Source organism: Aestuariibius violaceus, from assembly GCF_040779325.2.
GTDB classification, from domain to species: Bacteria; Pseudomonadota; Alphaproteobacteria; order Rhodobacterales; family Rhodobacteraceae; genus Aestuariibius; species Aestuariibius violaceus.
In genome coordinates this window covers 260,274-270,290 of record NZ_JBFONT020000002.1, presented here as the reverse complement: position 1 = coordinate 270,290, position 10,017 = coordinate 260,274, and the positions used below count along the sequence as shown (strand labels likewise).

Below are 10,017 nucleotides of genomic sequence, written 5' to 3'. Positions count from 1 at the left end.
TTATCCTCCCTCGTGAACCAGCATGATCGTCGATAGCGGCGGCAGCACGAACCGGGCCGAACAGGGTTGCCCATGTGCGCCTTCCTCCTCGGTCGCGACACCGCCCTTATTGCCCCGCCCGCCGCCGCCATAGGCCTCGGCATCGGTGTTCAGGATCTCCCGCCAGCGCCCGGCCTTCGGCAGGCCGATCCGCCAATCCGTCCGCTCGACAGGCGTGAAGTTGCAGATCACCACGACCGGCGCATCGCCCTCGGCGCCCCAGCGCAGGAAGGACAGAACCGAATGGTCCACATCACCGCCCTCGATCCACTGGAACCCCTCCGCCTCGCAATCCTTCACATGCAAAGCGGGCCGGTCGCGATAGACGCCATTCAGATCCCGGATCAGCGCCTGGATCCCCTCATGGGCCGGGTTCTGCAGCGCGTCCCAATCGACCGAGGCGTCATGGTTCCACTCCGCCCCCTGTGCGACCTCATTACCCATGAACAACAGCTTCTTGCCCGGATGCCCCCACATGAACCCGTAATAGGCCCGCAGGTTCGCGAACTTCTCCCAATCGTTGCCCGGCATTTTTCCCAGCATCGATCCCTTGCCGTGGACGACCTCGTCATGGCTGATCGGCAGGATGAAGTTTTCCGAGAACGCGTAATCGATCCCGAAGGTCATCTTGTGGTGATGGTATTTCCGGTTGATCGGCTCCTCGGCCATGTATTCCAGGGTGTCGTTCATCCACCCCATGTTCCACTTGAACCCGAAGCCAAGCCCCCCCGCATCGACCGGAGACGACACGCCCGGATAAGCCGTCGATTCCTCGGCCACCGTCATGATGCCCGGCACCTCGCCATAGGCGAGCGTGTTCATCGCCTTCAGCATCGCGATCGCCTCGTAATTCTCGCGGCCCCCGTGGACATTCGGCACCCACTCGCCCTCCTTCCGCGAATAATCGCGGTAGAGCATCGAAGCCACGGCATCCACGCGCAGCCCGTCGAGGTGATATTCCTCCAGCCAATAGAGCGCGTTCGAGGTCAGGTAATTCGCCACCTCCCGCCGCCCGTAATTGTAGATCAGCGTGTTCCAGTCCTGATGGAACCCCTCCTTCGGATCCGCATGCTCATACAGGTGCGTCCCGTCGAACAGGCCCAGCCCATGGGGATCGCTCGGGAAATGCCCCGGCACCCAGTCGACCAGCACGCCCAGCCCCGCCTTGTGCGCCGCCTCCACCAGATCGCGGAACTCATGCGGCGGCCCGTGCCGGATCGTCGGCGCGAACATCCCCACCGGCTGATAGCCCCACGATCCGTCGAAGGGATACTCGCTGACCGGCATCAGCTCGAGATGGGTGAAGCCCATCCCGGCGGCATAGCCCACCAGTTCCTCCGCCGCCTCCTTGTAGGAAATCGGCCGCCCGCCCTTCCGCTTCCAACTCCCCAGATGCACCTCGTAGATCGAAATCGGCGCGTCCCGCCGGTTCCGCCCGGCCCGCGCCGCCATCCAGTCGCCATCGTCCCAGCCATAGCCCGCGATGTCGCGCACGATGCTCGCCGTCTCGGGCGGATGCTGAGCCCCAAACCCGACCGGATCGGCCTTCAGCGGCACCGGCCGCCCATGCGCGCCCCGGATCATGTATTTATAGGCCGCGCCTTCGCCGACCTCGGGCACGAAGATTTCCCAGACCCCGGTCGACCCGCGCTTGCGCATCACATGCCGCCGCGCGTCCCAGAAATTGAACTCGCCCACCACGGCGACCCCGTCCGCATTCGGCGCCCAAACGGCGAAATGCGTGCCCGCCACCCCCTCATGTTCGATCACATGGGCGCCCAGCACCTGCCACAGCCGGTGATGCGTGCCCTCGCCCAGCAGATACTCGTCGACCTCCCCCAGCACCGGCCCGAACCGGTAGGGGTCGTCATACTCCCACTCCGACCCGTCCTTGCCGCCGCGCAGGACATATTCCCGCCCCGGCACCTCGCCCGCGAAGACGTGTGGCGCCTCGGTCGGGTGCAACGGAAAGGCCGTCCCTTCCTCCACCGCCCACATCGCATCCGCCCCGGGATCGAAGGCGGTCACGGTCATCACCCCGCCCCGCTCGTGCGGACCGAGGATGGAGAACGGATCGGGATGATGGCCAGCGGCTAGCAGATGCGCCGTCTCGGCATCGAGGATATCGGCGCGTGTGATCTCTGTCCCGGACGGCATGGTGGTCGGTCGTCCCCCTGTTTCCGACCCAACCCTAGCCGCGATCTTCGGTTCCGTCAGGCGCTAACAGTCTCAATACCCCAGATATCGCGCATATAGCCCCGGATCGTCCGGTCGGACGAGAACCACCCCGACCGCGCAATATTCAGCGCCGCCTTCTGCGCCCAGCCATCGGCATCGGCGTACCAGTCATCCGCCTCGCGCTGCGCGCGCCAGTAATCGGCGAAATCCGACGCGACGAGGTAATGGTCATGCCCCGCGACGTTCCCCGCGATCCCGGCAAACAGATCCGGCCAATCGTCGATGAACGTCCCGTCATGCAGCGTCTCCAGCGCACGCGCCAGCCGTGGCTCCGACGCCACCGCCTCGGCCGCGTGGCCCGGGATCTCCCGCCGCGCGGCGACCTCTTCGGCGGTCATCCCGAACAGCAGGAAGTTCTCCGCCCCGACCCGCTCCCGGATCTCCACATTCGCGCCATCCAGCGTCCCGATCGTGATCGCGCCGTTCAGCGCGAACTTCATGTTGCCGGTCCCCGACGCCTCTTTCCCCGCGGTCGAGATCTGCTCCGACAGATCCGACGCCGGGATCAGCCGCTCGGCCACGCTCACGTTGTAGTTCGGCACGAACACGACCTTCAGCAGATCGCCCGTCACCTCGTCGGCATTCACTCGCTCCGCCACGCGGTTGATCAGGTGAATGATCTCCTTGGCGAAATGGTATCCCGGCGCCGCCTTGCCGGCAAAGATCTTCACCCGCGGCACCCAACCGGCCTCAGGCGCGTCCCGCATCTCCTGCCAGAGCGCGATCGTCTCGAGGATGTTCAGATGCTGCCGCTTGTATTCATGGATCCGCTTGATCTGCACGTCGAACATCGCACCGGGATCGACCGGCACCCCATGCTCGTCCGCCAGCCACTCCGCCAGCCGCGCCTTGTTCGCCCGCTTCACCCCGGCCATTGCGTCCACGACACCGCCGTCCAACGGCTCCAGCCCGCTCAGCCGCTCCAGATCGGTCAGCCACCCGTCCCCGATGGCCCCCGTGATCACCTCTGCCAAAGCCGGATTGCACCCTGCGATCCACCGCCGCGGCGTCACGCCGTTCGTCTGGTTCACGATCCGCTCGGGGTAGCTGGCATGGAGCCCGGCAAACACCGTCTCCTTCATCAGCTCCGTATGCAGCGCCGAGACGCCGTTCACCCGATGCGCCAGCGCGAAGGCCAGGTTGCCCATCCGCACCGCGCCATGGTCCAGAATTCCCGCCTCCGGCAGCGCGGCGTCCAGATCCCGGATGATCTCCATATGCCGCGGCAAAAGCCACGCCATCAGCCCCTCGGGCCAGCTCTCCAGCGCCTCGGGCAGCAGCGTGTGGTTCGTATAGGCCAGCACCTTGCGCGCCAGCGCCACCGCCTCGTCGAACGCCAATCCCCACCCGTCGACCAGCAGCCGGATCAGCTCGGGCCCCGCGATCGCCGGATGCGTGTCGTTCAACTGCACCGCCAGGGCGTCGGCCAGATCCGCCAGCGCCCCCTCATGATCCGCCATCAGATCGGCCAGTGACGCGGCCACCAGGAAATATTCCTGCTTCAGCCGCAGCGCCTTGCCCGCCTCATTCGTGTCGTCGGGATAAAGCACCCGCGTCAGCGCCCGGGCCGAGGCCTCGGCCGCGGACGCGCCCACATGATCCCCGTAATTGAACCGGCCCAGATCGAAAGGCCGCAGCGCCTCCGCCTGCCAGAGCCGCAGGATCACGGCAAAGCGTCCGCCTTCGCCCGGCACGGCCACGTCATGGGCCACCGCCCGCACTCGCTCGCCCGGGTGCCAGACGCCGTCGGTCACATGGCCGCCAAAGCCCACCTCGTAAGCCCGCCCCGGATTCAGCTCCCACGGGGCGCCGAAGCGCAGCCAGTCCTCAGGCGCCTCCACCTGCTTGCCCTGAACAAGCGACTGCCGGAACAGCCCATGCTCGTATCGCAATCCGTAGCCCACGCCGGGGCACCCGATCGTCGCCATCGACTCGAGGAAACACGCCGCCAACCGGCCCAGACCGCCATTGCCCAAAGCCGCATCCGGCTCCGCCTCGAACACCTCGCCAAGGGTCGTCCCCTGCGCCGCACAGATCTCCGACGCCGCCCGCTCCAGCCCGAACGCCCGCAGCGTCTCGCGCAGCAGCCGCCCGATCAGAAACTCCATCGACAGATAGGCGACCCGCTTGCCACCGCTGGCCTGCGCCTGCCGCCACAGCGGCACCATCGCGTCCCGCGCCGCCCCGCAAAGCGCTTCGGCCACGCCGTCGCCCGCGGCCAGCCGCATATCGACGCCCGCCCGGAACGCATCCTCAGAGATCGGCAAATCGCGCATCAGGCTCACATACCTAGCGCTTCTTTGTACATCTCCAGCACCGCCTCTTCCTCGGCGATGTCGTCCCGGTCGCGCTTGCGCAGCGCGATCACCTTGCGCATGACCTTGGTGTCGTAGCCGCGCCCCTTGGCCTCGGCCATGACCTCCTTCTGCTGGTCCGCGATATCCTTCTTCTCGGCCTCCAGCCGCTCGAACCGCTCGATGAAGGATCGCAGCTCGTCCGCCGTCACGCGGTATTGCTCGGTCACGCTGCTCGTCTCGTCGCTCATGCCACACCTCTTGTCGGGAAAATCCTGCCGCCGCGCGTCCTAGCGCGCCCCGCTTGCCCCGCGCAAGCCCGCTTGCGCGTGCCCCAAGGCCACGCTACGCCAAGGCGCTTAAACAAAAGGAAAAGCGGATGGAGCTTCTGGTCTGGATCGGCGCCGCAGTCACGCTGCTCGGCCTCGCTGGCATCGTCTGGAGCGTGGTCAAGGTCCTCGCCATCCGCCGCGAGGCCCCGCCCGAGGAAGAGCTTCGCACCCGCCTGCAAAAGCTCGTCCCCCTCAATCTCGGCGCCTTCTTCCTGTCGATGCTCGGCCTGATGTGCGTCGTCGTCGGGGTGATCCTGAGCTGACCGAGGGCTGAGGGCAGCGCCCGACCCGACGGGGCGGCCGTGAGCTAATCGCATCGTTCGCCCAAAGCGCGACCGTCGTGCCGCTTGGACAGTTGCAAAAGCGCCCGCCCCGTGGGGGGCGGGTCGGGCGCTGCCCGGCGTTGCCGCCGGGCGGGACATTACTTCGAAGCGCCGGCTGCTAGTCCAGCATCCCGACGATCATCCCCTCCAACAGCGGCACCAGCTGCCCATACATCGCCCCCTTCGGATCCGACGCATTCCCCGCCTTCGCCCGCGCTGCGACCCCCTGCAGGATCGCCGCCAGCCGGAAGCCCGAAAAGACGAGGTAGAACGTCCAGTCCCCGACCCCCTCGGCCCCCCGCGCCGCCACATAGGCCGCGACATACTCTTCCTCCGTCGGCAGCCCCAAAGCCGCCCGGTCCTTGCCGGCCAGCCCCCGCATGTGGCCACCATGGGGCAGCCGCCACTGAAAGCACTGATAGGCCAGATCGGCCAGCGGATGGCCCAACGTCGACAGCTCCCAATCCAAGAGCCCGATCACCCGCGCCCCGTGCGGCGCGAACATCATGTTGTCCAGCCGGTAATCCCCATGGACCAGCGCCACCTGCCCGTCATCCTCGGGCATCCGCTCCGCCAGCCACGCCGCGATCCGCTCGAACTCCGCCGACGGCACCTCGACCGACGCGCGATACTGCCCCGCCCACCGCTCGGTCTGGCGGGCGAAATAGTTCCCCGGCTTGCCGTAATCGCCCAGCCCGGCCGCCTCCACATCCACCGAATGCAAAGCGGCCAGAACCCGCGCCATCTCGTCGTAATACGCCCGCCGCCCACCGACCTCCAACTCCGGCAACACCGGATCCCAAAAGATCCGCCCCTCCAGATGTTCCATCACGAAGAACGCCCGCCCCGTCGGCGACGCCTCGTCGGCGGCCAAGGCAAACACCTCCGGCACCGGCACATCCGTCCCCGCCAGCGCCGCCATCACCCGGAAATCTCGCTCCACCAGATGCGCCGACTTCAACAACTTCCCAGGCGGCTTCGACCGCAGCACATAGGTCCCCGACCCGGCCTCCAGCCGGTAGGTCGGATTCGACTGCCCTGCCCCGAACTTCTCCACCGCCCGCAGGTCCGCAAACCCGCCGACATGATCCTCCAGCCACGCGCCAAGCGCAGCCTGCGATATCCCAAGGCCTGAAATCTCATCTTTCATAGCCTCATTTGCGCCCCGCGCACGGCCCCGCGCAACCCGCAAACGATCCGGCCCAAACCCGGCGATTGTTTCCCGCCCTCCGGACCCATGCAACGCGCGCCCCGTTCACCCGGCCAAACCCGGCCTTTTATGCCCGACGAAAGTCCGACAATATGCTGACCAAATGCCGACACGCCGATCCCATGCAAAATCAACACATTAACCCCCGATTCGGCCCTCTTCCGGCACAGAACCCATAAGCAGGAGCCAATACGATGGATCTCGGCCTCTCCGACCGCCTGAAACCCACCTTCGAGGCTGTCCAGAACATGGTCCGCGACGAGATCGCCCCCCTCGACGACGAGTTCCTGTCGGAGGTGAACAAAGGCGACCGCTGGACCTTCACCCCCCGCCAGGCCGAGATCCTGGAAACCCTCAAGACCAAGGCCAAATCCCGCGGCCTCTGGAACTTCTGGGACACGCTGACCGGCGGCGCCGACCTCACGACGGTCGACTACGCCTACCTGGCCGAGGAGATGGGCCGCTCCCACCTCGCGGCAGAGGTCTTCAACTGCAACGCGCCCGATACCGGCAATATGGAGGTCTTCACCCGCTACGGCAGCGACGACCATAAGGACCGCTGGCTAAAGCCCCTGAAAGACGGCGAAATCCGCTCCGCCTACTTGATGACCGAACCCGATGTCGCCTCGTCGGACGCCACGAATATCGCCATGTCCGCCATCCTCGACGGCGACGAATTCGTCCTGAACGGAGAGAAATGGTGGGCCACCGGCGCCGGCGATCCCCGCTGCGCCGTCTACATCGTGCTCGCCCGTACCGGCGGCGATCACATGCCAAAACACGTCCAGCACTCCATGTTTATCGTCCCCGCCGATGCGCCGGGCGTCGAAAAGCTGCGCGCGATGGAAGTCTACGGTCACGACGACGCCCCCCATGGCCATATGCATATCCGCTTCACCGACGTCCGCGTCCCGATGAAAGACCTCCTGCTCGGCGAAGGTCGCGGGTTCGAAATCGCCCAGGGCCGCCTCGGCCCCGGCCGCATACATCACTGCATGCGCGCCTTAGGTCAGGCTGAGAAAGCGTTGGAACTCATGGCAAAACGGTCCCTCCAGCGCACCGCCTTCGGCAAGCCGCTCGCCGCCCTCGGCGGCAATTACGACGAGATCGCGAATGCAAGGATGGGGATCGAACAGGCCCGCCTGCTCTGCCTCAAGGCCGCCTGGATGATGGACAACGCCACCCCGCGCGAGGCCGCCCCCTGGATCAGCCAGATCAAGGTGATCGCCCCCGAAATCGCGTTGAAGATCACCGATGCCGCGGTCCAGATGCACGGCGCCGCCGGTGTCTCCCAGGACACCCCGCTCGCCCGGCAATGGACCCATCTGCGCACCCTCCGCCTCGCCGACGGACCCGATGCCGTCCACCGGCGCCAGGTGGCCCGCGCGGAACTGCGCCGCTACACGCAGGAAAGCGTCTGACGGATCAGACGCTTACCGCAAAGTCGTTGGGCTTGGCTTACCTAGACCGGCACGTTGTCGAACATCGCCTCGACGGCTTCGTCTTTCAACGCGGCCTCCATCCGCCGGGCCCGCTTGGGAACCGCAACCCGGCGCCGATCCATCTCAAGGATCACCTGGTGCAGCTTCGGTTGAAGATCAAGGCGGTCACGGCTGACCTCGATCTGGGCCATAACGTCGTTCAGTTCATGAACAATGCGCTCTTCGTGCATCTCTCTCTCCCTGTTGCACGCGCCACCAGCGTGCCTCTCAATAATACGGATAAATCGCATATGTGCATTGCTCGAGATCAAGAAAACAAAGGATTCCGCGACATTTCGCCCGGTGCTGCATTATTGATCCATAGAAATCTGGACCGCCCATTCCACAGCCGGTAGTGAAGCGGCATGGAGATACGTCCGCTCACCGATCACTACGCCGTCTCGCCGCAGATTACCCCGGAAGATGTGGAGGTGATTCGCGATGCAGGCTTTACCACGATCCTCTGCAACCGCCCCGATGGCGAAGTGCCGCAACCCCTGCAGGCTCAGGCGGTGGGCGCAGCGGCCAAGGCGGCGGGCCTTGAATTCAAGGTGCTTCCGGTCACCCACCAGACCATCACGCCAGAGCTTGTGGCCGAGCAACGTGCGATCGTGGAAGGCTCCGTTGGGCCGGTCATGGCCTATTGCGCCTCGGGCACGCGCTGCACGATCGTCTGGGCTCTCGGTCAGGCGGGCCTGCAGCCGGCGGACAAGATCATCGGCGCGGCCGCAAAGGCAGGCTACGACATTGCCGGCCTGCGTCCGCAGCTCGACGCGCTCGCCAACGGCTAAGCGGCGCTGCGGATAAGACGCGTTAACCCTTTGTTAACGCATATTGTTGCCGCATTGGGCCGGGCGCCGGACCGTCCGCCGAACCAAGACCCTCATGCAGATCAGGGCCGTCACCATCCGAAACGGCAGGCGCTGCCAGGCGACAGGCCGCGAGGCCACGCAGCGCATCCTTGAACAACCAGGCAGCCCTCTGCCTCCGTCACCCACGCTACTCAACAGCGTTGGCCAACTCCGCCTTCTCAACTTGCAAGCACCCTTCGAGGACCTTCCTCTAAGTTCCTGTTTTCAAATCATCTTCCAGCAACTCCCGTGCAGGAGCCGACGGCATCACCGAACCGTCCCCGGCCGCGTCCGAAGGGGCCTCGCCCACCCGCCGGGCCTCGACACTCTCGGCCTCACGCGCCACGGCCCCGCTGGGCGAGAACACACCCTCCTGTCCGGCCTCCTCCGCCAGCCGCACCGCCCGGACGCCAGAGACCTGGCCCAATCGCCCCCGCGCCACGACCCGGCCATCCAGGCTCTCCAGCGTGACCTTCCCGAAGGCGTCCGACGGCAAAGGAATTGTTGCCCCGGGGGCAAAGGTCCGGATCGCCGAGAACGGCAGATTCATCCGCGCCAGCACAATCTCCAAATCGGATGTCGCGGCCAGGACCCCCTGCCGCAGCTTCGCCTCCCATCCCTCCACTTTGGACGGTAACGCCTTGTCTTCCATCACCTTATCGACCGGCGCGGGCAGCATGATCAGCACCTGCCCCTCCCGTCCCGCATCGTTCAGGCGCAGGCGGATCCGGGTCACCTCATGGTTTTCCGGTGCCAGCAACAGCTCCGCCGTTCCCGGATCCGGCAGCATCTCCGCCCCGCCGAACGCCGCCAGTTCGCCCAAGGCGGCCTCTCCAAGTGCCGCCATCAGCGCCTCCACAAACGGCACCACCAGCGCCGCCTCCGCCGCCGTGGGGCGCCGCCCGACCGGCGCCTCGGCCAGAACCCGGCCCAACGTCGACAGTTCCACCACCGCCGCCCGTGCCTGCGCGTCCAGAGCAATCAGCCCTCGCCGCCCGGTGGGGCCGTCCAGACCGAACAGAAGCGGATCGTCCCCGCAGCGCGACAAGCCGCCCTCCAGCCCGCAGGTTTCCCGTTCGAAATCAAGCACATGCAGCGGCGCCCCCAGCGCCGCCTCCGCCGCCTTCCGCGTGGCCCGCCCGATCCCCACATCGCTCAAAGCCTCCGCAACCGGCCGGCCGGACCCGCGCGCCTTCCGCCGCAGCACAGATGTCGTCTGATCCGTCTCGCCCATTCCGCCGCTCGTGCT

9 protein-coding genes are annotated in these 10,017 nt (G+C 66.3%); 3 read left to right on the top strand and 6 right to left on the bottom strand.

Going from position 1 to position 10,017, the window contains the following annotated elements; genetic code table 11:
* Genes glgB through AADZ90_RS08485 form a run of 3 tightly spaced genes read right to left on the bottom strand, consistent with a single transcriptional unit; the run spans window position 1 to window position 4,822 of the window.
* Window positions 1-2,196 (bottom strand): 1,4-alpha-glucan branching protein GlgB, encoded by a 2,196-nt coding sequence (gene glgB / locus AADZ90_RS08495; protein ID WP_367312153.1) that lies wholly within the window; start codon window positions 2,194-2,196, stop codon window positions 1-3.
* A 56-nt stretch (window positions 2,197-2,252) separates the two neighbouring features.
* Entirely contained in the window at window positions 2,253-4,553 is a 2,301-nt protein-coding gene (locus AADZ90_RS08490) for a glycogen/starch/alpha-glucan phosphorylase (RefSeq protein ID WP_367312152.1), read from the bottom strand.
* A 5-nt stretch (window positions 4,554-4,558) separates the two neighbouring features.
* The gene (locus tag AADZ90_RS08485) at window positions 4,559-4,822 is read right to left on the bottom strand and encodes a DUF2312 domain-containing protein (RefSeq protein ID WP_367312151.1); all 264 of its coding nucleotides are present in this window, start codon (window positions 4,820-4,822) and stop codon (window positions 4,559-4,561) included.
* Window positions 4,823-4,950: 128 nt separating this feature from the next.
* Here AADZ90_RS08485 and AADZ90_RS08480 point away from each other — a divergent pair, with 128 nt between their 5' ends.
* Entirely contained in the window at window positions 4,951-5,166 is a 216-nt protein-coding gene (locus tag AADZ90_RS08480) for a hypothetical protein (protein ID WP_367312150.1), read from the top strand.
* A gap of 178 nt (window positions 5,167-5,344) precedes the next feature.
* Here the strand turns inward: AADZ90_RS08480 and AADZ90_RS08475 are convergent, their stop codons facing one another.
* Window positions 5,345-6,376 carry a phosphotransferase gene (locus AADZ90_RS08475; protein WP_367312149.1) on the bottom strand — a complete coding sequence of 344 codons (1,032 nt, stop codon included), beginning with the start codon at window positions 6,374-6,376 and terminating at the stop codon, window positions 5,345-5,347.
* Window positions 6,377-6,630: 254 nt separating this feature from the next.
* Between AADZ90_RS08475 and AADZ90_RS08470 the strand changes: the two genes are divergently transcribed.
* Window positions 6,631-7,857 (top strand): acyl-CoA dehydrogenase family protein, encoded by a 1,227-nt coding sequence (locus AADZ90_RS08470; RefSeq protein ID WP_367312148.1) that lies wholly within the window; start codon window positions 6,631-6,633, stop codon window positions 7,855-7,857.
* A gap of 41 nt (window positions 7,858-7,898) precedes the next feature.
* Here the strand turns inward: AADZ90_RS08470 and AADZ90_RS08465 are convergent, their stop codons facing one another.
* Window positions 7,899-8,108 (bottom strand): hypothetical protein, encoded by a 210-nt coding sequence (locus AADZ90_RS08465; RefSeq protein WP_367312147.1) that lies wholly within the window; start codon window positions 8,106-8,108, stop codon window positions 7,899-7,901.
* Window positions 8,109-8,282: 174 nt separating this feature from the next.
* Here AADZ90_RS08465 and AADZ90_RS08460 point away from each other — a divergent pair, with 174 nt between their 5' ends.
* The gene (locus AADZ90_RS08460; RefSeq protein ID WP_367312146.1) at window positions 8,283-8,708 is read left to right on the top strand and encodes a protein tyrosine phosphatase family protein; all 426 of its coding nucleotides are present in this window, start codon (window positions 8,283-8,285) and stop codon (window positions 8,706-8,708) included.
* Between the two features lie 271 nt (window positions 8,709-8,979).
* Here AADZ90_RS08460 and AADZ90_RS08455 read toward each other — a convergent pair whose 3' ends face one another.
* Entirely contained in the window at window positions 8,980-10,002 is a 1,023-nt protein-coding gene (locus AADZ90_RS08455) for a flagellar motor switch protein FliM (RefSeq protein WP_367312145.1), read from the bottom strand.
* Window positions 10,003-10,017: the final 15 nt, after the last annotated feature.

What these genes read in the sequence shown, in the direction of transcription:
- AADZ90_RS08455 (WP_367312145.1), bottom strand. Translation starts at nt 10,002, where the DNA reads ATGGGCGAGACGGATCAGACGACATCTGTGCTGCGGCGGAAGGCGCGC.
- AADZ90_RS08485 (WP_367312151.1), bottom strand. Translation starts at nt 4,822, where the DNA reads ATGAGCGACGAGACGAGCAGCGTGACCGAGCAATACCGCGTGACGGCG.
- AADZ90_RS08475 (WP_367312149.1), bottom strand. Translation starts at nt 6,376, where the DNA reads ATGAAAGATGAGATTTCAGGCCTTGGGATATCGCAGGCTGCGCTTGGC.
- AADZ90_RS08490 (WP_367312152.1), bottom strand. Translation starts at nt 4,553, where the DNA reads ATGCGCGATTTGCCGATCTCTGAGGATGCGTTCCGGGCGGGCGTCGAT.
- AADZ90_RS08480 (WP_367312150.1), top strand. Translation starts at nt 4,951, where the DNA reads ATGGAGCTTCTGGTCTGGATCGGCGCCGCAGTCACGCTGCTCGGCCTC.
- AADZ90_RS08460 (WP_367312146.1), top strand. Translation starts at nt 8,283, where the DNA reads ATGGAGATACGTCCGCTCACCGATCACTACGCCGTCTCGCCGCAGATT.
- glgB (WP_367312153.1), bottom strand. Translation starts at nt 2,196, where the DNA reads ATGCCGTCCGGGACAGAGATCACACGCGCCGATATCCTCGATGCCGAG.
- AADZ90_RS08470 (WP_367312148.1), top strand. Translation starts at nt 6,631, where the DNA reads ATGGATCTCGGCCTCTCCGACCGCCTGAAACCCACCTTCGAGGCTGTC.
- AADZ90_RS08465 (WP_367312147.1), bottom strand. Translation starts at nt 8,108, where the DNA reads ATGCACGAAGAGCGCATTGTTCATGAACTGAACGACGTTATGGCCCAG.